Genomic DNA, 22144 nt, shown 5'->3' on the forward strand with positions numbered 1-22144 from the left:
ATGGAATTCACTCTGCTCGCCTTCCTGGTCTTCGCCGCGGTCACCGTGGTCTCCGCGGTCGCGGTGATCAGCGTGCGCAATCCGGTGCACGCGGCGCTGTTCCTGGTGCTGACGTTCTTCACCGTGGCCTGCACCTGGATCCTCGCCGGCGCCGAGTTCCTCGGCGTGGCGCTGATCCTGGTCTACGTGGGCGCGGTGATGGTGCTGTTCCTGTTCGTGGTGATGATGCTGGACATCGACGTGGCGCCGCTGCGGGAAGGCTATGTGCGCTATCTGCCGGTCGGACTGCTGGTGGCGGGGGTGATGCTGGCCGAGATGCTGACCCTGATCGGCATCCGCTCGCGCACGGCGCCGTTCGGGCCCGATGTGGCCGAGGCGGCGGGCCTCTCCAACACGGCCTGGGTGGCCCATCGCCTGTTCACGGATTACCTGCTGCCGTTCGAGGTCGCGGCGCTGATCCTCACCGTGGCGGTGATCGCCGCGGTGATGCTCGCGCTTCGCCGCCGCGAGGGCACCAAGCACCAGAGCCCGGGCGCGCAGTCGGCGGTGCGGGCCGCGGATCGCTTCCGCCTGGTGAAGATGGCCTCGGAGCCGCCGCGGAGCACCCAGGCGCCGCCGCCCGACGGCCAGGCGCCGGAAGGGGAGGGCAAGGCATGAATTTCTTCGGCGAGGGCCTGGCCCTGGGCCACTACCTGGCGCTCGGCGCCGCGCTGTTCTGCATCAGCGTGGCCGGCATTTTCCTCAACCGAAAGAACGTGATCGTGCTGCTGATGTCGATCGAGCTGATGCTGCTCGCGGTCAACGTCAACTTCATCGCCTTCTCGCGTCATTTCGGCGACGCCACCGGCCAGGTGTTCGTGTTCTTCATCCTGACCGTGGCCGCCGCAGAAGCGGCGATCGGCCTGGCGATCCTGGTCACGCTGTTCCGCAACCGCGGCACGATCAACGTAGGCGACATCGACTCGCTGAAGGGGTGAGCGAAGGCGCTTGCGAGCCACTGGCTCGCGCCTTCGCGAACGACCGGCCACGGATGGCCGGGCCGGGCGCCCCGGAGCAGATGCAGTACCGCCATGGATGGCTGCAGTGACAACGGCGCCGCTTCTGGATAACCAAAAAAACGATGGCAATCTCGACAACCCACCTGCTGATCATCGTGCTGGCGCCGCTGCTGGGCTCGGTCGTGGCCGGCCTGTTCGGCCGCCAGGTGGGCCGTGCGGGCGCGCACACGGTCACCATCCTGGGCGTCGGCCTCAGCTGCGCCTTCTCCTGCTACGTGCTCTGGCAGCTGGTGGCGCAGGGTGCGGCGCCTTACAACCAGAACCTGTACACCTTCTTCGAGGTCGGCAACTACTCGGCGCACGTCGGCTTCATGATCGACCGCCTCACCGCGATGATGATGGTGGTGGTGACGTTCGTGTCGCTGCTGGTGCACGTCTACACCATCGGCTACATGGCCGAGGATCCGGGCTACCAGCGCTTCTTCAGCTACATCTCGCTGTTCACCTTCAGCATGCTGATGCTGGTGATGAGCAACAATTTCCTGCAGCTGTTCTTCGGCTGGGAGGCGGTCGGCCTGGTGTCCTATCTGCTGATCGGGTTCTGGTTCAAGAAGCCGAGCGCGATCTTCGCCAACCTCAAGGCCTTCCTGGTCAACCGGGTCGGGGACTTCGGCTTCCTGCTCGGCATCGCCGCGGTGCTGTACTGGTTCGGCACCCTGGACTACGCCACGGTCTTCGCCAACGCCACCCTGAAGGCGGGCGGAGGTCTGGTGGTGGAAATCCTGCCGGGCCAGGCCTGGTCGGTGGCGACGATCATCTGCATCTGCCTGTTCATCGGCGCGATGGGCAAGTCGGCGCAGGTCCCGCTGCACGTCTGGCTGCCTGACTCGATGGAGGGCCCGACCCCGATCTCGGCGCTGATCCACGCGGCGACGATGGTCACGGCCGGCATCTTCATGGTGGCGCGGATGTCGCCGCTGTTCGAGCTCAGCGACACCGCCCTGGCCTTCGTGCTGTTCATCGGCGCCACCACCGCGTTCTTCACCGGGCTGATCGGCATCGTCCAGAACGACATCAAGCGCGTGGTCGCCTATTCCACGCTGTCGCAGCTGGGCTACATGACCGTGGCGCTGGGCGTCTCGGCGTACTCGGCGGCGGTGTTCCATCTGATGACCCACGCCTTCTTCAAGGCGCTGCTGTTCCTCGGCGCCGGCTCGGTGATCATCGCGATGCACCACGAGCAGGACATGCGCAAGATGGGCGGCCTGCGCAAGTACATGCCGGTGACGTTCTGGACCATGCTGATCGGGACCCTGGCGCTGGTGGCGACGCCGTTCTTCAGCGGCTACTACTCCAAGGACGTGATCATCGAGGCCGCGAAGCACGCGGCGGGCGAGGGCGGCTGGGTCGCCCAGTACGGCTACTGGGCGGTGCTGCTGGGCGCGTTCGTGACCAGCTTCTACAGCTTCCGGCTGCTGTACATGACCTTCTTCGGCGCCGAGCGCTTCCGCGACGCCGCGCCGTCGCATCCGGTGGCGGCCCACGACGAGCACGGCCAGCATACGAAGCACGAGCCGCTTCACGACGATGGGCATGGCCACCACGACGACCACGGCCACCACGGCCCGCACGAGCCCCGCGAGTCTCCCTGGGTGGTCACCGTGCCGCTGGTGCTGCTGGCGATCCCGTCGATCCTGATCGGCTTCTTCACCGCCGGGCCCATGCTGTTCGGGACCGATTGGCAGGGGCACGCGGAGCAGGCGCCATTCTTCTTCGGTGCCATCGACCTAGCGCCGGCGCGCGACACCCTGGCGGCGCTGGCGCAGGAACTGTGGCACGGGCCGGTGGCGTTCGCGCTGCACGGCTTCCTGACCCCGGCGTTCTGGCTGGCGGCGGCGGGCTTCGTGCTGGCCACGGCGATGTACTGGTGGAAGCCGGAGCTGGCGGCCCGGGCGCGGCGCGCCTTCGCGTTGCCGGTGCGGGTGCTGGAGAAGAAGTACTGGGCCGACGATCTGTGGATCGGCGGTTTCGCCGGCGGCGGGCTGCTGCTGGGCAGGGTCTCGCGCAAGGGCGACGAGAAGCTGATCGACGGGCTGATCGTCAACGGCACGGCGCGCGTGGTCGACCTGGCCTCGGGTCTCGCGCGCCGGGTCCAGTCCGGCTACCTCTATCACTACGCTTTCGCGATGATCGTCGGCCTGATCGTGCTGCTGGCCGTGCTGATCCGCTACTGGCGCTGACGGAAAACCATACGTGTCGAACTGGCCCCTACTCAGTCTGCTGATCTGGCTCCCGATCCTCGGTGGCGCCCTCACGCTCGCCTGCGGCAATGCGCGGCCGCGGCTGGCGCGCTGGGTGGCACTGGCGGTCGCCCTGCTGACCTTCGTGGTCAGCCTGCCGCTGCTGACGGGTTTCGACTTCGCCGCCACCGCTATGCAGTTCGTCGAGCGGCGCGAATGGATTCCGGCCTACGACATCCAGTACCACCTCGGCGTCGACGGCATCTCGGTGGCGCTGATCGTGCTGACCACGCTGACCACGGCGCTGGTGCTGATCGGCGCCTGGGGCTCGATCGACAAGCGGGTGAGCCAGTACTACGCCGCGTTCCTGGTCCTGGAAGGCCTGATGGTGGGGGTGTTCGCGGCCGTGGACGCGCTGTTGTTCTACGTCTTCTTCGAGGCGATGCTGATCCCGATGTTCATCATCATCGGGCTGTGGGGCGGGCCGCGGCGGGTCTACGCCTCGGTCAAGTTCTTCCTCTACACCTTCCTCGGCTCGATCTTCATGCTGGTCGGGCTGATCTACCTGTACCTGAAGGGCGGCAGCTGGCAACTGCCCGACCTGTACGCCCTGCCGCTGACGGCCACCGAACAGATGTGGCTGTTCTTCGCCTTCCTGGCGGCGTTCGCGGTCAAGGTGCCGATGTTCCCGGTGCACACCTGGCTGCCCGACGCCCACGTCGAGGCGCCGACCGGCGGCTCGGTGATCCTGGCGGCGATCATGCTGAAGATCGGCGGCTACGGCTTCCTTCGCTTCAGCCTGCCGATCGTTCCCGACGCCGGCCACGAATGGGCCTGGCTGGTGATCCTGCTGTCGCTGATCGCGGTGGTCTATGTCGGCCTGGTGGCGCTGGCGCAATCCGACATGAAGAAGCTGATCGCCTATTCGTCGGTCTCGCACATGGGTTTCGTGACCCTGGGCACCTTCATCGCCTTCGCGCTGCTGCGCGACACCGGCAACGCCGACGCCGCGCGCCTGGGCCTGCAGGGCGCGATGGTGCAGATGGTCAGCCACGGTTTCATCTCGGGCGCGATGTTCTCCTGCGTGGGCGTGCTCTACGACCGCATGCACAGCCGCCAGATCGCCGACTACGGCGGGGTCGCCAACGTGATGCCCTGGTTCGCGGCGTTCATGGTGCTGTTCTCGATGGCCAACGCCGGCCTGCCGGGAACCTCGGGCTTCGTCGGCGAGTTCATGGTGATCTTGGCGGCGTTCCAGAGCCACCCGCTGATCGCCTTCGTCGCGGCGATGACCCTGGTGATCGGCGCCGCCTACACCCTGTGGCTGGTGAAACGGGTGCTGTACGGCGAGATCGGCAACGCCCACGTCGCGGCGCTGCAGGACATCAACTGGCGCGAAGCGCTGGTCCTGGGGGTGTTCGCCGCCGGCGTGCTGGCGCTGGGCGTGTATCCCCGGCCGTTGACCGACCTGATGGAACCTTCCATTGCGCACCTGGCGGAACTGCTTTCCGCCTCCAAGCTGTAATGACCGACCCGATGAGAGGCAGGCCGCAATGACCGTCGCCGCCATGACGCCACCCGTCCGCACCTTCGCCGAGTTCGCGCCGCTGCTGCCCGAGCTGGCGGTGATCTTCGGCGCGTTCGCGCTGCTGATGCTGGACCTGTTCCTGGACGAGCGCCGCCGGGTGATCACCCACGCGCTCGCGATCGCCACGCTGCTCGCGGCCGCGGCGATGATCGCCGCCGGCGTCGGCGGCCACGGCGTGGTCATGGAGGGCCTGTTCGTGCGCGACACCGCCGCCGACGTGCTCAAGTTCGTCACCCTGGTGGTCTCGGCGATGGCGCTGGGCTACAGCTGGCCGTACCTGCGCGAGCGCGGGCTCTACAAGGGCGAGATCGCGGTGCTGATCCTGTTCGCCGTGGTGGGAATGATGCTGCTGGTGTCGGCCGGCAACCTGACCATGGTGTATCTCGGGCTGGAACTGCTGGCGCTGTGCTCCTACGCCCTGGTGGCGATCGACCGCGACAATCCGCTGGCCTCGGAGGCCGGCATGAAGTACTTCGTGCTCGGTTCGCTGGCCTCGGGGCTGTTGCTGTACGGCCTGTCGCTGGTGTACGGCGCCACCGGCACCCTGTACCTGGACGCGATCAGCGCGGCCGCCGCCGACGCCGCCGGAGAGGATCGGGTGCTGCTGCTGACCGGCATGGTGTTCGTGGTGGTGGGCGTGGCGTTCAAGTTCGGTGCCGCGCCGTTCCACATGTGGCTGCCCGATACCTATCACGGCGCGCCGACCCCGATCACCCTGTTCATCGGCTCGGCGCCGAAGCTCGCGGCGTTCGGCATGGCCTGGCGCCTGTTCGAGATCGGGCTGGGGCCGCTGCAGGAACAGTGGCAGCTGCTGCTGGCGTTGCTGGCGGCGCTGTCGCTGGCGATCGGCAACGTGGTGGCGATCGCGCAGAGCAACCTCAAGCGCATGCTGGCCTATTCGACGGTGTCGCACGTCGGCTTCCTGTTCCTCGGCCTGGCCGGCGGCGGCGCCGGCGGGTTCGCCGCGGCGATGTTCTACGCGATCAGCTACGCGATCATGTCGGCGGCCGCTTTCGGCGCGATCGTGATGCTCTCGCGCAAGGGCTTCGAGGCCGACCGCATCGACGACTTCCGCGGCCTCAACGCGCGCAGCCCGTGGATGGCGGCGCTGGTGCTGGTGATCATGGCGTCGCTGGCCGGGGTGCCGCCGTTCCTGGGGTTCTGGGCCAAGCTGGCGGTGCTGCGCGCGGCGCTGGAGGGCGAGCTGCTGTGGCTGGCGATCGTCGGCATCGTGTTCGCGGTGATCGGCGCCTACTACTATCTGCGGGTGATCAAGGTGATGTATTTCGACGAGCCCGCCGGGGAGCCGCTGCAGGCGCGCCCGGGCGGGGCGCTGCGGGCGATGTTCGCGGTCAACGCGCTGTCGCTGCTGGCGCTGGGGCTGTTCTGGAGCCCGCTGATGGCCTGGTGCCAGCAGGCGTTCGCCGGGTAGGGCGCCAGGCCCGCCGGCCGCGGCCCGGCTCTTGCAAAGGCGCGGCCGCGCCTGCATAATTGCGAATCTGCTGCGGGGTGGAGCAGTCTGGCAGCTCGTCGGGCTCATAACCCGAAGGTCGCAGGTTCAAATCCTGCCCCCGCTACCAGCTTTTCGCGGTCGACGAAAAGCCTCCACGGAGGCTTTTTTGTTTCCCGGCCGCGGATCGGGCTGAGCCGGAACGCGCGACCAGGCGTTCCGGCGCCGAAATCCAGTGGTATGGACAAGGGGCCCGCCGGGCCCCTTGTCTTTTCCGGCAACCGAGGAGCGCGACTTGGCCGACAAGGCAAGCACAATCACGGAACTGCTGGCCCCGACCGTCGAGGCGCTGGGCCTGGAGCTGCTGGGCGCCGAGTACCTGCCGACGCCGGGCAGCGCGGTGTTGCGCCTGTATATCGACCGGCCCGGGGCCGACCCGGCGGCGGGCGAGCAGGGCGTGACCATCGAGGACTGCGAGGCGGTGAGCCGCGAGGTCTCCGCACGGCTCGACGTGGAGGATCCGATCAGCGGCCACTACACCCTGGAGGTGTCGTCGCCGGGCGTGGACCGCCCGCTGTTCGCGCCCGCGCAGTTCGCGCGCTTCGCCGGCGAGACCGCCAAGGTCGGGTTGAAGCTGCCGCAGGACGGGCGCCGCAGGCTGCAGGGAAGGATCGTCGCGGTCGAGGGCGGCACCGTCTCCTTCGAAGTCGACGGCCGGCCGCTGGCGGTGGCGTTCGACAACATCGACAGGGCGCGCCTGGTCCCGGACTGGGCCGCGCTGGGCCTGGCCCCGGCCAGGGACGCCTCGGGCCGCGATGCGCGCCCGGGCAAGCAGAAGAAACCGTCGGGGCGCAAGCAGCGCCCGGACACGCAGGGCAACCAGCCACAAGCCACCAATCGCGCGGCCGATGGGCCGTCGAGTTCGGAGTGATCCAGAAATGAGCAAGGAACTGTTGATGGTCGTCGACGCGGTCGCCAACGAGAAGGGCGTGCCGGAGTCGGTGATCCTCGAAGCCATCGAGGCCGCCCTGGCCACCGCGGCCAAGAAGCGCTACGCGGAGGAGGACGTGCTCACGCGCGTCGCGATCGACCCCAAGGACGGTACCTACGAGACCTTCCGCCGCTGGGAAGTGGTGGCCGACGACGTGGTGATGGAATCGCCCGATCGACAGATCCGGCTGATGGACGCCGTCGACGAGGCCGAGGGCGTCGAGGTCGGCGACTACATCGAGGAGCAGATCGAGAACGCGGAGTTCGGCCGCATCGCCGCGCAGGCCGCCAAGCAGGTGATCGTGCAGCGCGTGCGCGAGGCCGAGCGCGCCCAGGTGGTCGACGCCTGGAAGGATCGCGTCGGCGAGCTGGTCACCGGCATCGTCAAGCGGGTCGAGCGCGGCAACGTCTTCGTCGACCTCGGCGGCAACGCGGAGGCCTTCATTCCCAAGGACAAGGCGATTCCGCGCGACGTGGTCCGCGCCGGCGACCGCATCCGCGGCTACCTCTACGACGTGCGCAGCGAGCCGCGCGGGCCGCAGCTGTTCATCAGCCGCGCCGCGCCGGAGTTCATGATGGAGCTGTTCAAGCTCGAGGTGCCGGAGGTCGGCCAGGGCCTGGTCGAGATCAAGGCCTGCGCGCGCGATCCAGGCGACCGCGCCAAGATCGCGGTGGTGGCCTACGACAACCGCACCGATCCGATCGGCGCCTGCATCGGCATGCGCGGCTCGCGCGTGCAGGCGGTGTCGAACGAACTGAACGGCGAGCGCGTCGACATCGTGCTGTGGTCGGACAACCCGGCGCAGTTCGTCATCAACGCGATGGCGCCGGCCGAGGTGCAGTCGATCATCGTCGACGAGGAGAAGCACTCCATGGACCTGGCCGTGGCCGAGGAACTGCTGGCCAAGGCGATCGGCAAGGGCGGGCAGAACGTGCGCCTGGCCAGCCGCATGACCGGCTGGCAGCTCAACGTGATGACCCAGGACCAGGTGACCGCCAAGTCCGAGGCCGAGCAGACCGCGGCGCGGGAGCTGTTCCAGGAGAAGCTCGAGGTCGACGAGGAAATCGCCGGCATTCTGGTGGCCGAGGGCTTCAGCACGGTCGAGGAGATCGCGTACGTGCCGGTCGGCGAGCTGCTGGCGGTGGAGGGCTTCGACGAGGACATCGTCGAGGAACTGCGCGCCCGCGCCCGCGATGCCCTGCTCAACGACGCGCTCGCCGAGGAGGAGGAGCTGGACGAGAACGCGCCGGCCGAGGACCTGCTGGCGCTCGAGGGCATGGACGACACCATCGCCTACGCGCTGGCCGGTCACGGGGTGCGCAGCAGCGAGGACCTCTCGGACCTCGGCACCGACGAACTGCTCGAGCTCGGCGTCGAGGGGATCGACGAGGCGCGCGCCGCGGCGCTGATCCTGGCCGCCCGCGCCGAGGAGATCGCCCGCCTCGAGCGGGAGGCCTGAGATGGCGGAAAACGCGGGTTGAGCCCCGGGGGCGAACGCCTCCCGGCCCCGGCCCGAAGCGTCCGCCAGCAGACGGTACAATGCTCAATCCACAGCGCGGCGATCGCGCCGACGCCCAAGGAACCGGAACCCGAATGTCGCAACAAACCACGATCCGCAAGCTGGCCGCACTGGTGAACACGCCGGTCGAGAAACTGCTGGAGCAACTGGCCGAGGCCGGCATGCCGTTCAGCGATCCCGACCAGGTCGTGACCAGCACCGAGAAGGTGAAGCTCCTCGGCTTCCTGCGGCGTACCCACGGCAAGGCCGAGAAGGCCGCCGACGAAGCGGTTGCGCCGAAGAAGATCACCCTCAACCGCAGCCGCAAGCAGGAGCTGACGGTCGGCGGCGGCAAGAACCGCACCACGGTCGATGTCCTGGTGCGCAAGAAGGTCACCCTGGTCAAGCCGTCGGAAGACGGCGGCGGGGTGAGCGAGGACGACGAGCGCGCCGAGATCCTGCGCAAGCTCGAAGAGTCGCGCCAGCGCAATCTCACCGAGCAGCAGCGCCTGGCCGAGGAGGACAAGCGCCGCGCCGATGAAGCCGCCGAGCGCAAGCGCCAGGAAGAGGCGGAGGCCGAACGCCTGCGCCAGGAGGCCCTGGCCGCCGCCGCTGCCGCGGTGCCGGCCGAGGACGAGCCGGCCGCCGCCGCCGCGCGCAAGGCCGGGCACGGCCATGGCCACCCCAAACCGCCCGCGGCGCGCGAGGAACGTGGCGGCCACAAGCAGAAGCACCACCGCGGCTCGCACGCGATGGTCGCCGGCGTGGAGGACGACGACGGGGCCGCAGCGCGGTTCGCCGGCCAGCTGCACCTCAGCCCGACCGAGCGCGCGCGCCGCTCCACCGCGCGCAAGCCGAAGCCGCGGCGCCAGCTGGAGCAGGCGCGTACCGGCGGCGGACAGCACGGTTTCGCCCGTCCCACCGCACCGGTGGTACGCGAAGTGCCGATCGGCGAGGCGATCACGGTGGCCGATCTGGCTCAGAAGCTGGCGATGAAGGGCGGCGACGTGGTCAAGGCGCTGTTCAAGATGGGGGTCATGGCCACCATCACCCAGACCATCGATCACGACACCGCCGCGCTGATCACCGAGGAGCTCGGCCATCGGCCGGTGCGCGCCGAGAGCGAGGATGCCGAGAGCGAGCTGATCGCCCACGTCGCGACCGGGCAGGGCGAGGGCGAGCCGCGTCCGCCGGTGGTCACGATCATGGGCCATGTCGACCACGGCAAGACCTCGCTGCTCGACCACATCCGCCGCACCAAGGTGGCCTCGGGCGAGGCCGGCGGGATCACCCAGCACATCGGCGCCTACCACGTGGAAACCGACCGCGGCGTGGTCAGCTTCCTCGATACGCCGGGCCATGCGGCCTTCACCTCGATGCGCGCGCGTGGCGCCAAGCTCACCGACATCGTGGTGCTGGTGGTCGCCGCCGACGACGGGGTGATGCCGCAGACGATCGAGGCGATCCAGCACGCCCGCGCCGCCGGCGTCCCGCTGATCGTGGCGATCAACAAGATCGACAAGTCCGACGCCGACCCGAACCGGATCAGGAACGAGCTGCTCGAGCACGAGGTCGTGGCCGAGCAGTTCGGCGGCGACATCCAGATGGTCGAGCTGTCCGCCAAGACCGGCGACGGCATCGACGACCTGCTCGACGCGATCCTGCTGCAATCCGAGGTGCTCGAGCTCAAGGCGCTGCCCGAGGGCCGTGCCACCGGCACCGTCATCGAATCCTCGCTGGACAAGGGCCGCGGCCCGGTCGCCACCGTGCTGGTGCAGCAGGGCCGGCTGGCCAAGGGCGACTACCTGGTCTGCGGCGTCCAGTACGGCCGCGTGCGGGCGCTGTTCGACGAGAACAGCAACCCGGTCGACGGTGCCGGCCCCTCGATCCCGGTTCAGGTGCTGGGGCTGTCGGGCGTGCCGGATGCCGGCGACGATTTCGTGGTCGTCGACGACGAGCGCCTGGCCAAGGAGGTCGCCCAGCAGCGCGAGCACAAGCGCCGCGAGACCCGCCTGGTGCAGGCGGCGGGCAACCGCATGGAAGACATCATGGCGCAGATGGGCCAGGCCGAGCAGCAGCTGTCGCTCAACCTGGTCGTCAAGGCCGACGTGCAGGGCTCGGCGGAGGCGCTGCGCCAGGCCCTGACCGCGCTGTCCAACGAGCAGATCCGGGTCAACATCATCGTCTCCGGGGTCGGCGGCATCACCGAGTCGGACGCGAATTCCGCGGCGGCGGCCAAGGCCACCATCATCGGCTTCAACGTCCGTGCCGATGCCTCGGCGCGAAAGGTGATCGAGAGCAACGGCCTGGACCTGCGCTACTTCTCGATCATCTACGACGTCATCGACCAGGTGAAGCAGGTCGCTTCGGGCATCCTCGGCATGGAGATCCGCGAGGAGATCATCGGCACCGCCGAGGTCCGCGACGTGTTCCGCAGCTCCAAGTTCGGCGCCGTGGCCGGCTGCATGGTGGTCGAGGGCGTGGTCAAGCGCAACAAGCCGATCCGGGTGCTGCGCGACGACACGGTGATCTTCGAGGGCGAGCTGGAATCGCTGCGCCGCTTCAAGGAGAACGTCGACGAGGTGCGCGTCAACACCGAATGCGGCATCGGCGTGAAGGCCTACAACGACGTCAAGCCGGGCGACAAGATCGAGTGCTTCGAGCGGATCGAGGTGCAGCGGACCTTGTAGGGCCCAAGCCCTGCAAGGCGCGTGATTCGGGATTGGCGATTCGTGATCCGCAGGCGCGGGTCACGGCGCGGGCCCTGAATCGGCCGCGCCTCGCCGTTGCCGTTGTCGAATCACCAATCACCAATCGCGACCCACCCAATGGCGAAGTCATTCAACCGCACCGACCGCGTCTCCGCGCAGCTCCGCCGGGAGCTGGGCGCGCTGGTGCGCGCGGCGGTGCAGGAGCACGGGCTCCCGTCGGTGAGCGTGTCCGACGTCGAGGTCAGCCGCGACCTTGCCCACGCGAAGGTTTTCGTGACCGCGCTTCAGGCCGAGCGTTCCGGCGAGGCGCTCAAGGGGCTGCGTGCCCTGGCGGCGGAGATCCGTTTCCGACTGGCGCGCGCGGTGAAGCTGCGTCACGTTCCCGAACTTCATTTTCACTACGACGATTCGGTCGATCGCGGCGAGCGCATCGACAACCTGCTGCGCGACCTGCCCGACACCGAAGGCGCCACGGGCGACGGGACGGACTGAGGCGGTGACGGCGACGCGGGCCGCGGCGCGCGGGGGCCGGTCGGCCGGTCGACCGCCCTGCAGGCGACTGCCGGCGGGCGGCGGCATGGGGCGTCGCGCCGCGGCCGCCGGGGCCGCGCGCTGATGTCGCGGCAGCGTCGCAACCGGTTCCGGAGCTTGGACGGCATCCTGCTGCTCGACAAGCCGCCCGGGCTCAGTTCGAACCAGGCCCTGCAGCGGGTGCGGCGCCTGTTCGAAGCCGAGAAGGCAGGCCATACCGGCAGCCTGGATCCGCTCGCCACCGGCCTGTTGCCGGTCTGCTTCGGCGAGGCCACCAAGATCGCCGGCGGCCTGCTCGGCGCCCGCAAGGCCTACGACACGGTGGCCCGGCTCGGGGTGGTGACCGATACCGACGATGCCGAGGGCCAGCCGTTGCGCGAGCGCCCCGTGCCGGCGCTGGACCTGGCGACGATCGACGCCGCGCTGCGGGCCCTCACCGGCCGGATCCGGCAGCGGCCGCCGGTGTATTCGGCGCTCAAGCGCGGCGGCGAACCGCTCTACGCCAAGGCGCGCCGCGGCGAGTTCATCGAGGTCGAGCCGCGCGAGGTCGACGTGCACGCCTTCGAACTGCAGTCGGCCGCCGACCTGCTCGACGGCGGCGAGCCGCTGCTGCGGCTGCACGTGGAGTGCGGGTCCGGCACGTACGTGCGCAGCCTGGTGCGGGACCTGGGCGAGGCGCTGGGCTGCGGCGCGCACGTCGCCGAGCTGCGGCGGCTCTGGGTCGACCCGTTCAGGGATCCGCGGCTGTGGACCCCCGGGGACCTGGAGGCGCTGGCGGCGCGTGGCCGGCATTGCCTGGACGCCTGCCTGCTGCCGGTGGAGGCCGGCATGGCCTCGTGGCCGCAGCTGGCCGTCAGTCCGGCGCAGGCGGCGCGGCTGTCCCATGGACAGCGCGTCGAGGGGAGCTTCGCCACGCGCGGCCCGGTCGCGATCATCGACCAGGACGGCAGGGCGCTGGGGCTGGGAGAGGTGGACGCGGCGGGGTGCCTGCGCCCGCAACGGCTGTTCAGCTGGGCCTGCAGCCAGCCGCCGGCGCGCGCCTGAGCCTTGTTGCCGACCCTGGCGGCGGTTACAATTCCGCTGCTTTTTCCCATGCGTTTACGCATTCATCAGCAAGCGGCGGGCCATGCGGTGCCTCGCTCGTGCCCCGCGCACGGTGCGGCGTTCCTGCGGGCCGCGCATCACGAGGCGGATATGTCCATCGATACCAGCGAAATCATCAACGAGCACAAGCGCGCCGACAACGACACCGGCTCCCCGGAAGTCCAGGTGGCCCTGCTGACCGCGCGCATCGCGCATCTCACCGAGCACTTCAAGATCCACAAGAAGGATCATCACAGCCGGCGCGGCCTGCTGCAGATGGTCAACCAGCGCCGCAGCCTGCTCGACTACCTGCATCGCAAGGATGCCGAGCGCTACAAGGCCCTGATCGAGAAGCTCGGTCTGCGCCGATAATCCATACCCCGCCGCGGCGCAGCGATGCGCCGCGGTTTTGTTTTGCCGGTTCGGTCGTCGCCGGCATCGTGCAGCACGGATGCCGCGCGCCGACCGGTTGTAACGCGACCGCTTCCGCGGAGTCGGACGAGGTCTGCAGCGTCAAGGGCTGGAGCGGGCTGGAAGCCGGTTCGATCAGCCACCTTCCTGCGCCGCGCAGCGGCCAGCCGGTCGGGACAGGGGTCCCGCCGGTTCATCGAAATCCAGATCCAGGGAAACCAAACGTGTCGAAAGTTACCAAGAGCTTCCAGTACGGCAGTCGCACCATGACCCTCGAGACCGGCGAGATCGCCCGCCAGGCCGGCGGCGCGGTCATCGTGTCGGTCGACGGGACCACGCTGCTGGTCGCGGCGGTCGCCGCCCGCACCGCGCGCGAGGGTCAGAACTTCTTCCCGTTGACCGTCGACTACCAGGAGAAGTTCTATGCCGGCGGCCGTATTCCGGGCGGCTTCTTCAAGCGCGAGGGCCGCCTGACCGAGAAGGAGACCCTGATCTCGCGCCTGATCGACCGGCCGATCCGCCCGCTGTTCCCGGAAGACTTCAGGAACGAGGTGCAGATCGTCGCCACGGTGATGTCGCTCAATCCCGAGGTCGACGCCGACATCCCGGCGCTGATCGGCGCGTCCGCCGCGCTGTCACTGACCGGGTGCCCGTTCGACGGGCCGATCGGCGCCGCCAAGGTCGGCTACCGCAACGGCCAGTACCTGCTCAACCCCACCACCAGCGAGCTGCAGGACAGCGACCTGGAACTGGTGGTGGCCGGTACCCGGGACGCGGTGCTGATGGTCGAGTCGGAAGCCAAGGAGCTGTCCGAGGACGTGATGCTGGGAGCGGTGATGTACGGCCACCAGCAGATGCAGGGCGCGATCGACGCGATCAACGAACTGGTCGCCGAGGCCGGCAAGCCGAAGTGGGACTGGCAGCCGGAGGCGCGCGACGAGGCGATGGTGGCGGCGCTGAAGGCCGCGATCGGCGACCGTCTCGACCAGGCGTTCCAGATCCGCGACAAGCTCAAGCGTCGCGAGGCGATCTCCGCGCTGAAGAAGGAGACGACCGAGTCGCTGGCCGCGCAGATCGAGGCCAACGGCTGGGATCCGGCCGCGCTTTCGAAGGAGTTCGGCGAGCTCGAGTACCAGACCCTGCGCAACGCGGTGCTCAGCACCAAGGTCCGCATCGACGGCCGCGCCCTGGACACCGTGCGCCCGATCAGCTCCAAGGTCGGCATCCTGCCGCGCACCCACGGCTCGGCGCTGTTCACCCGCGGCGAGACCCAGGCGATCGTGGTGACCACGCTCGGCACCGCGCGCGACGGCCAGATCATCGATGCGGTCGGCGGCGAGTACAAGGAGCATTTCCTGTTCCACTACAACTTCCCGCCCTACTCGGTCGGCGAGGCGGGCCGCATGATGGGCCCGAAGCGCCGCGAGATCGGCCATGGCCGGCTCGCCAAGCGCGGCGTGCTGGCGGTGATGCCGTCGATGGAGGAGTTCCCCTACACCATCCGCGTGGTCTCGGAGATCACCGAGTCGAACGGTTCCTCCTCGATGGCCTCGGTCTGCGGCAGCTCGCTGGCGCTGATGGACGCGGGCGTGCCGATCAAGGCTCCGGTCGCGGGCATCGCGATGGGCCTGGTGAAGGAGGGCGACCAGTTCGTGGTGCTGTCGGACATCCTCGGCGACGAGGATCATCTGGGCGACATGGACTTCAAGGTGGCCGGGACCGCCAAGGGCATCTCGGCGCTGCAGATGGACATCAAGATCCAGGGCATCACCGAGGAGATCATGAAGGTCGCGCTGGCGCAGGCCAACCAGGGCCGCCAGTTCATCCTCAAGGAGATGGGCAACGCGCTGACCGAGCCCCGCGGCGAGCTGAGCGAGTACGCCCCGCGCCTGCTCACCCTGAAGATCCACCCCGACAAGATCCGCGAGGTGATCGGCAAGGGCGGCTCCACGATCCAGGCCATCACCAAGGAGACCGGCACCCAGATCGATATCCAGGACGACGGCACCATCGTCATCGCCTCGGTCAACGCCGCCGCCGCGCAGGCCGCCAAGGACCGCATCGAGCAGATCACCTCGGACGTCGAGCCGGGCCGGATCTACGAGGGCAAGGTGGTCAAGATCATGGACTTCGGCGCCTTCGTCACCATCCTGCCGGGCAAGGACGGCCTGGTGCACGTCTCGCAGATCTCCAGCGAGCGGGTCGAGAAGGTCTCCGACAAGCTGACCGAGGGCGACGTGGTCAAGGTCAAGGTGCTGGAAGTCGACAAGCAGGGCCGCATCCGCCTGTCGATGAAGGCGGTCGAGGAAGGCGAGGACGCCCCGGCGGCCTGACTCGGCCCACGCAGCGCTCCGAGAAAGGCGGGCTTCGGCCCGCCTTTTTTCTGCTCCGGGCCCCGGAGAACCCGCGCCCCGGCGGAGCTCAGGCCGCGACCCGCCCCCGGCCCGCGTGGACGGTCCCACAAGCGGCGTCGCGCCGGGCCTTGAGACCATGGGCCACCACTGCCGGCTCGCGGCCTGCTCCAGAGCGGATCGGCTGGCCATGAAAACGTTTACTGCTAGCATGGGCGCCGGTTTTCCAGGATCCGAGGATGGCCAGACCGATGCCGTTCAAGTCGTTGTTCGGGGCGCTGTTGCTGCTCTCCTTGGCCGCCGCCGCGGTGGCGCGGCCACCGAATCCGGCCGCCGGCGAGGAGGCGGCGGTCGAGGCACTGCTGGCGCGGATGACCCTCGAGGAGAAGCTGGGCCAGCTGACCCAGTACCGGGGCCGCGGCAGCGAGACCGGCCCGCGGGTTCCCGAGGGCGGAGAGGCGCAGATCCGCGCCGGCCAGGTCGGATCGTTCCTGGGCGTGTACGGCGCCGAGTACAGCCGGCGGATGCAGCAGGTGGCCGTGGAGGAATCGCGGCTCGGCATCCCGCTGCTGTTCGCGCACGACGTGATCCACGGCTTCCGCACCATTTTCCCGGTGCCGCTCGGCGAGGCCGCCAGCTTCGACGTCGCGGCGGTGGAGCGTGCGGCGCGCATCGCCGCCGTGGAGGCGAGCGCGCACGGCCTGCACTGGACCTTCGCGCCCATGGTCGACATCGCGCGCGACCCGCGCTGGGGCCGGATCGTCGAAGGCGCCGGAGAGGATCCCCATCTCGGCTCGGTGCTGGCGGCGGCGCGGGTGCGCGGCTTCCAGGGCACCGACCTCGCCGCGCCGGACACGGTGCTCGCCACCGCCAAGCATTTCGTCGCCTACGGCGGCGCCGAGGGCGGCCGCGACTACAACACCGTCGACGTCTCCGAGCGCACCCTGCACGAGATCTACCTGCCGCCCTTCGAGGCTGCGGTGGAGGCCGGGGTGCAGTCGATCATGCCGGCCTTCAATGAAGTCGCCGGCGTGCCGATGCACGCGCACCGCCGGCTGATCGAGGACCTGCTGCGCGGCCAGTGGGGTTTCGACGGCCTGCTGGTCAGCGACTACAACGCGATCCAGGAGCTGATGCCCCATGGCGTCGCCGCGACCCGCACCGACGCCGGCATCCTCGGCCTCGAGGCCGGCGTGGACGTCGACATGGTGAGCGGCATCTATCTCGACGACGTCCCCGGTGCCGTCCGCGGGGCCCGCCTGGACGAAGCCTTCGTCGACGCCTCGGTCCGCCGGGTGCTGCGCGCCAAGTACCGGCTCGGCCTGTTCGACGATCCGTACCGGTACAGCGATCCCCGCCGCGAGGCGGCGCTGACGCTCACCGCGGCGCACCGCGAGGCCGCCCGCGACCTGGCGCGCAAGTCCTTCGTGCTGCTGAAGAACGAGGGCGACACCCTGCCGCTGTCGAAGCGGCAGGGCACCGTGGCGGTGATCGGGCCGCTTGCCGACGACCCCCGGCAGATGCTCGGCAACTGGGTCGCGGCCGGCCGCGCCGCGGACGCGGTCACACCGCTCGACGGTATCCGCGCCGCGCTCGGGCCGGAGGTGCGGGTGCTGCATGCGCAGGGCACCGGGATCCGCAACGGCGACACGTCCGGCATCGCCGCCGCGGTGCACCTGGCGCGCCAGGCCGACGTGGTGATCCTGATGCTCGGCGAGGACCACGAAATGAGCGCCGAGGCCAACAACCGCACCAGTCTGGACCTGCCCGGCGCGCAGCGGCGGCTGGCCCAGGCGGTGCACGCGACCGGCAAGCCGGTGGTGGCGGTGCTGTTCGGCGGCCGCCCGCTGTCGGTGAACTGGCTCGACCAGAACGTGCCGTCGATCCTGATGGCGTGGTTCCCGGGCGTGGAGGCGGGCAATGCGCTGGCCGACGTGCTGTTCGGCGACCATGCCCCGAGCGGAAAGCTGCCGGTGACCTTTCCGCGCAACGTCGGCCAGGTGCCGATCCACTACAACCACAAGAACACCGGCCGCCCGCCGGACGCCAAGGACAAGTACACCTCGAAGTACCTGGACGTCGCCTGGACGCCGCTGTACCCGTTCGGCCACGGCCTCGGCTACACCACGTTCCGCTACCAGGACCTGCGCGTCGGCGCGGCGCGCATCGGCCGCGGCGATCCGGTGGACGTGGAGGTCACGGTCACCAACACCGGCCGCCGCGCCGGCGACGAGGTCGTGCAGCTGTACCTGCGCGACGACGTGGCCAGCGTGACCCGGCCGGTCAAGGAATTGCGCGGTTTCCGCCGCGTGACCCTGCAGCCGGGCGAAAGCCGGACCGTGGCGTTCCGCCTGGAGCCGGACGCCCTGGCGGTGCTCGACGCCGAGCTGCGGCCGGTGGTCGAGCCCGGCAGCTTCACCGTGTTCGCCGGCGGCAGCTCGGCCGACACCATCGAGGCCAGCTTCGAGGTGGTGGAGGACTGACGGCGCAGCGGCCGGGCGCGGAACTACACCCAGCCGGTCAGGTAGTGCAGCCCGATCACCAGGAACACGGTGAGCGTGCTGATCAGGGTGATGGCGAAGATGTCGGCATAGGACTGGCGGTGGGTCAGCCCGGTGACCGCCAGCAGGGTGATCACCGCGCCGTTGTGGGGCAGCGTGTCCATGCCGCCCGAGGCCATCGCCGCCACCCGGTGCAGCACCTCCATCGGGATGCCGGCGGCCTGGGCATTGGCGATGAAGCTGTCTGACATCGCCGCCAGCGCGATGCTCATCCCGCCCGAGGCCGAACCGGTGATCCCCGCCAGCGCGTTCACCGTCACCGCCTCGTTGACCAGCGGATCGGGGATGCCGTTGAGGGCGTTGGCCACCAGCAGGAACCCGGGCAGCGCGGCGATGACCGCGCCGAAGCCGTATTCGGAGGCGGTGTTCATCGACGCCAGCAGGGCGCCGCCGATCGCCGCGCGGGTGCCCTCGGCGAAGCGCCGGCAGACCGGGCGCCAGGCCAGCAGCAGCACGCTGAGAATGCCGACCAGCAGCGCGCCCTGGACCGCCCAGATCGCGGCGACCCGCGAGATCTCCTGCACGACCGGCGCCGCCTCGCCCATGACCGCCGGCTCGAAGCTGTGGCTGTCGCCGTACAGGCGTGGGATCAGCAGGGTGAAGACCTTGTTGGCGATGCCCACCAGGACCAGCGGCAGCAGCGCCACCAGCGGATGGGCGAGGCGCCCGCCGGTGAACGCCTCGGGCTCGTTGCGCAGGTCGGTTCCGTAGCCTTCGGCCGCGACGGCGGCGCGGCGGCGGCGCCATTCCAGGTACAGCATGCCGAGGGCGAAGATCAGCACCGAGCCGGCCGTGCCGAGCACCGGCGCCGCCCACGAATCGGTGCCGAAGAAGGCGGTCGGGATGATGTTCTGGATCTGCGGCGAGCCCGGCAGCGCCATCATGGTGAAGGTGAAGGCGCCCAGGGCGATGGTCCCGGGGATCAGGCGCTTGGGGATATCGCTCTGGCGGAACAGTTCGGCGGCGAACGGATAGACCGCGAACACCACCACGAACAGCGACACCCCGCCGTAGGTGAGCAGGGCGCAGACCGTGACGATCGACAGCAGCGCACGCTCGGGGCCGAACAGGCGGATGGTCGCCGCGACGATCGACTTGGAGAAGCCGGACAGCTCGATCAGCTTGCCGAACACCGCCCCCAGCAGGAATACCGGAAAGTACAGCTTCAGGAAGCCGACCATCCTGTCCATGAACAGCCCGGTGAACATCGGCGCCACCAGCTCCGGGTCGGTCAGCAGCACCGCGCCCATCGCCGCCACCGGTGCGAACAGGATCACGCTATGGCCGCGATAGGCCACGAACATGAGGAAGCTCAGCGCGCCGAGCACGATCAGCAGGGCCATTGCGGGTCCCGGTCCGGAAATGCCGGCGGCCAGTGTGGAAGGGGGGCCGGGGACGGCCCATTGTCCGAAGGTACGATGCCCGCCCCGTGGCCTTTCCCTACGCTTGCCTGGCGGCGACCGGCCGCACGCATTGCCATTATCGCGAGGGGACCCGATGAAGCGCGCCACGATCCAGCACACCGCCTTGAGCATCGCGATCGCCGTTGGGCTTTCATCGCCCGTCCTGGCCCAGGAACCCGCACAGGAGCCCGCGGCGGCAAGCGCGCGCAGCGCCGAGCCGACCACGCTGGACGCCATCACGGTGACCGCGCGCAAGCGCGAGGAAACCCTGCAGGACGTGCCGGTGGCGGTGACCGCGTTCACCCCGGAGACGCTGGACAAGCTCAACGTGCAGGACATCGGCGACCTGGACGCGCAGGTGCCGAACCTGACCATCTACGCCGCGCGCGGCTCCACCAGCACCGCCACGGCCTACATCCGCGGCGTCGGCCAGGCCGATCCGCTGTGGGGCGTCGACCCGGGCGTGGGCATCTACCTCGACGACGTCTACATCGCCCGCCCGCAGGGCGCGCTGCTCGACGTCTTCGACGTCGGCCGCATCGAAGTGCTGCGTGGGCCGCAGGGCACGCTGTACGGCAAGAACACCATCGGCGGGGCGATCAAGTACGTCGGCCGAGAACTGCCGCGCGAGCTGGACGGCTTCGCCCAGGTCACGGTGGGCAGCCACAACCAGCTCGACGTCAAGGGCGGCATCGGCGGCCCGATCGGCGGCAGCGAGGCGCTGCGCGCCCGGCTGTCGCTGGCGAGCATGAATCGGGACGGTTTCGGGACCAACCTGGAGAGCGGCCAGGAAGTGAGCGACAAGGAGATCAACGCCGCGCGTTTCCAGCTCGGCGCCTTCGCCAGCGAGCGCTTCGACGTGCAGTTCGCGCTCGACTACATGGACGACCAGTCGGGCGTGCGCGGGGCCAGGCTGCTGGCGCCCAATCCGCTCGCGCCGGACTACCCGCCGCTCGACGACCGCTACGACATCCGCAGCGGCATGCCGAACGTCAACGACACCGAGATGAAGGGGGCCTCGGCGACCGTCAACTGGCGTCCCAACCTGGACTGGGCGTTCAAGTACGTGATCGCCAAGCGCGAGTCCGACACCGAGACCAACATCGACTTCGACGAGACGCCCCTGCAGCTGGTAGACGTGCTCGCCTTCTACGAAGACAGCCAGGTCAGCCACGAGCTGCAGGCCAACTTCGACGGCGGCGGCCGGGCGCGCGGGGTGATGGGTTTCTACCATTTCGACGGCGAGGCCGGCGGCCAGGTGCTGAACCGGTTCGAGAACCCGCTGCTGCCGCCCTCGCTGACCAATCCGCTGTTCGGCGACACCCAGGGGCGGGTCTTCACCGAGAGCTACGCGCTGTATGCCGACTGGACCTTCGATCTGGGCGAGCGCCTGAAGCTCGATGTGGGCGCCCGCTACACCGACGAGGACAAGCACGCGGTCGCGCTCAACCGCTTCTATACCGACGCCACCTACGCTACCTCGTGGGGCACGGCCGCCAACTTCGACAGGACGGTGAACTTCAAGAACGTCTCGCCGAAGATCTCCCTGGACTACCAGATCGCGCCGGACATCATGGTGTACGCACTCGCCTCGCGGGGCTTCAAGTCCGGCGGCTTCAACATCCGCGCCAACACCACGGCGGTCCCGCGGTCCGGCGAGCCGTTCGACGACGAGCGGGTCGACAGCTACGAGATCGGCGGCAAGATGGCGCTGCTCGACCAGCGCCTGTTCCTCAACCTGGCCTACTTCCACAACAGGTACAAGGACATCCAGCTGTCGGTATTCACCTCGTACACGCTGCCCGACGGCAGCAGCAGCTTCTTCGGCGACTTCACCAACGCCGGCCGGGGCACCGTGCAGGGCATCGAGGCGGAGTACCAGTTCCTGCCCACGCCGAACTGGCTGATCAGCGGCAACCTGGCCTGGCTGGACGCGAAGTACGACGAGTTTCTCAGCGGCGGGGTCGATATCGCCGACACCCAGGAATTCACCAACGCCCCGGAGTTCTCGGGCGCGTTGAACGTCGAGTACCGCACCGACCTGGCCAACGGCGGCAACCTCTCGGCCCGGGTGGGGTACAGCTACCAGTCGGAGGTCTGGCCCACCACGGACCTCAGCCCGGCGATCAGGCAGGGCGGCTACGGACTGCTCGGCGCCGGCGTGATCTGGCGCATCGACGACGCCTGGTCGCTGTCGCTGCAGGGAAGCAACCTGGCCGATCGCGAGTACCGCACCACCGGCTACAACATCGGCGCCTACGGCGTGCTGACCGGGTTCTACGGTCCGCCGCGCCAGTACAGCCTGAGCGCCCGCTACGACTTCTGACC

15 protein-coding genes and 1 tRNA gene are annotated in these 22144 nt (G+C 69.2%); 15 read left to right on the forward strand and 1 reads right to left on the reverse strand.

The features are described from left to right. The 14 genes from QFW77_RS10770 (at position 1) to bglX (ending at position 18335) form a co-directional block, all read left to right on the forward strand. Complete coding sequence (locus QFW77_RS10770) at positions 1-657, forward strand: NADH-quinone oxidoreductase subunit J (protein ID WP_280574660.1); 657 nt, start codon at positions 1-3, stop codon at positions 655-657. Beyond that, on the forward strand, positions 654-977 hold the full coding sequence (gene nuoK / locus QFW77_RS10775) for an NADH-quinone oxidoreductase subunit NuoK (RefSeq protein WP_280574661.1): 324 nt from the start codon (positions 654-656) through the stop codon (positions 975-977). Before QFW77_RS10770 ends, nuoK begins: the two co-directional genes overlap by 4 nt. A gap of 143 nt (positions 978-1120) precedes the next feature. After that, positions 1121-3238, forward strand: a complete 2118-nt coding sequence (gene nuoL, locus QFW77_RS10780) for an NADH-quinone oxidoreductase subunit L (protein ID WP_280574663.1) — start codon at positions 1121-1123, stop codon at positions 3236-3238. A gap of 13 nt (positions 3239-3251) precedes the next feature. Continuing rightward, positions 3252-4763 (forward strand): NADH-quinone oxidoreductase subunit M, encoded by a 1512-nt coding sequence (locus tag QFW77_RS10785; RefSeq protein ID WP_280574664.1) that lies wholly within the window; start codon positions 3252-3254, stop codon positions 4761-4763. Between the two features lie 28 nt (positions 4764-4791). Then, positions 4792-6258: an NADH-quinone oxidoreductase subunit NuoN gene (gene nuoN / locus QFW77_RS10790; RefSeq protein WP_280574666.1), complete on the forward strand. Its 1467-nt coding sequence runs from the start codon at positions 4792-4794 to the stop codon at positions 6256-6258. 71 nt (positions 6259-6329) lie between these two features. Beyond that, a tRNA-Met gene (locus QFW77_RS10795) sits at positions 6330-6406 on the forward strand. A 165-nt stretch (positions 6407-6571) separates the two neighbouring features. Further along, positions 6572-7207 carry a ribosome maturation factor RimP gene (gene rimP, locus QFW77_RS10800; protein ID WP_280574667.1) on the forward strand — a complete coding sequence of 212 codons (636 nt, stop codon included), beginning with the start codon at positions 6572-6574 and terminating at the stop codon, positions 7205-7207. A 7-nt stretch (positions 7208-7214) separates the two neighbouring features. After that, complete coding sequence (gene nusA, locus QFW77_RS10805; protein WP_280574668.1) at positions 7215-8726, forward strand: transcription termination factor NusA; 1512 nt, start codon at positions 7215-7217, stop codon at positions 8724-8726. Between the two features lie 134 nt (positions 8727-8860). Then, complete coding sequence (gene infB, locus QFW77_RS10810; protein WP_280574670.1) at positions 8861-11455, forward strand: translation initiation factor IF-2; 2595 nt, start codon at positions 8861-8863, stop codon at positions 11453-11455. 138 nt (positions 11456-11593) lie between these two features. After that, positions 11594-11968: a 30S ribosome-binding factor RbfA gene (rbfA, locus tag QFW77_RS10815; protein WP_280574671.1), complete on the forward strand. Its 375-nt coding sequence runs from the start codon at positions 11594-11596 to the stop codon at positions 11966-11968. 123 nt (positions 11969-12091) lie between these two features. Further along, positions 12092-13051, forward strand: coding sequence for a tRNA pseudouridine(55) synthase TruB (gene truB, locus QFW77_RS10820; protein ID WP_280574672.1), 960 nt, complete (start codon positions 12092-12094; stop codon positions 13049-13051). Positions 13052-13201: 150 nt separating this feature from the next. Next, positions 13202-13462 carry a 30S ribosomal protein S15 gene (rpsO, locus tag QFW77_RS10825; RefSeq protein WP_280574673.1) on the forward strand — a complete coding sequence of 87 codons (261 nt, stop codon included), beginning with the start codon at positions 13202-13204 and terminating at the stop codon, positions 13460-13462. 263 nt (positions 13463-13725) lie between these two features. Then, a complete protein-coding gene (gene pnp / locus QFW77_RS10830) occupies positions 13726-15834 on the forward strand; it encodes a polyribonucleotide nucleotidyltransferase (RefSeq protein ID WP_280574674.1) in 2109 nt (702 codons plus the stop codon). Between the two features lie 257 nt (positions 15835-16091). Beyond that, entirely contained in the window at positions 16092-18335 is a 2244-nt protein-coding gene (gene bglX, locus QFW77_RS10835; RefSeq protein WP_280574676.1) for a beta-glucosidase BglX, read from the forward strand. Between the two features lie 23 nt (positions 18336-18358). Here bglX and QFW77_RS10840 read toward each other — a convergent pair whose 3' ends face one another. Further along, on the reverse strand, positions 18359-19756 hold the full coding sequence (locus QFW77_RS10840) for a GntP family permease (protein ID WP_280574678.1): 1398 nt from the start codon (positions 19754-19756) through the stop codon (positions 18359-18361). Positions 19757-19910: 154 nt separating this feature from the next. On the opposite strand from QFW77_RS10840, the gene QFW77_RS10845 reads away from it, so the two are divergent. Beyond that, the gene (locus tag QFW77_RS10845) at positions 19911-22142 is read left to right on the forward strand and encodes a TonB-dependent receptor (RefSeq protein WP_280574679.1); all 2232 of its coding nucleotides are present in this window, start codon (positions 19911-19913) and stop codon (positions 22140-22142) included. Positions 22143-22144 lie beyond the last annotated feature (2 nt).

It is taken from the genome of Luteimonas endophytica (genome assembly GCF_029887875.1).
Taxonomy (GTDB): Bacteria; Pseudomonadota; Gammaproteobacteria; order Xanthomonadales; family Xanthomonadaceae; genus Luteimonas; species Luteimonas endophytica.

Coding starts and splice junctions, on each gene's coding strand:
- QFW77_RS10770 (WP_280574660.1), top strand. CDS start 1: ATGGAATTCACTCTGCTCGCCTTCCTGGTCTTCGCCGCGGTCACCGTG.
- nuoK (WP_280574661.1), top strand. CDS start 654: ATGAATTTCTTCGGCGAGGGCCTGGCCCTGGGCCACTACCTGGCGCTC.
- nuoL (WP_280574663.1), top strand. CDS start 1,121: ATGGCAATCTCGACAACCCACCTGCTGATCATCGTGCTGGCGCCGCTG.
- nuoN (WP_280574666.1), top strand. CDS start 4,792: ATGACCGTCGCCGCCATGACGCCACCCGTCCGCACCTTCGCCGAGTTC.
- nusA (WP_280574668.1), top strand. CDS start 7,215: ATGAGCAAGGAACTGTTGATGGTCGTCGACGCGGTCGCCAACGAGAAG.
- infB (WP_280574670.1), top strand. CDS start 8,861: ATGTCGCAACAAACCACGATCCGCAAGCTGGCCGCACTGGTGAACACG.
- rbfA (WP_280574671.1), top strand. CDS start 11,594: ATGGCGAAGTCATTCAACCGCACCGACCGCGTCTCCGCGCAGCTCCGC.
- truB (WP_280574672.1), top strand. CDS start 12,092: ATGTCGCGGCAGCGTCGCAACCGGTTCCGGAGCTTGGACGGCATCCTG.
- rpsO (WP_280574673.1), top strand. CDS start 13,202: ATGTCCATCGATACCAGCGAAATCATCAACGAGCACAAGCGCGCCGAC.
- bglX (WP_280574676.1), top strand. CDS start 16,092: ATGGCCAGACCGATGCCGTTCAAGTCGTTGTTCGGGGCGCTGTTGCTG.
- QFW77_RS10840 (WP_280574678.1), bottom strand. CDS start 19,756: ATGGCCCTGCTGATCGTGCTCGGCGCGCTGAGCTTCCTCATGTTCGTG.
- QFW77_RS10845 (WP_280574679.1), top strand. CDS start 19,911: ATGAAGCGCGCCACGATCCAGCACACCGCCTTGAGCATCGCGATCGCC.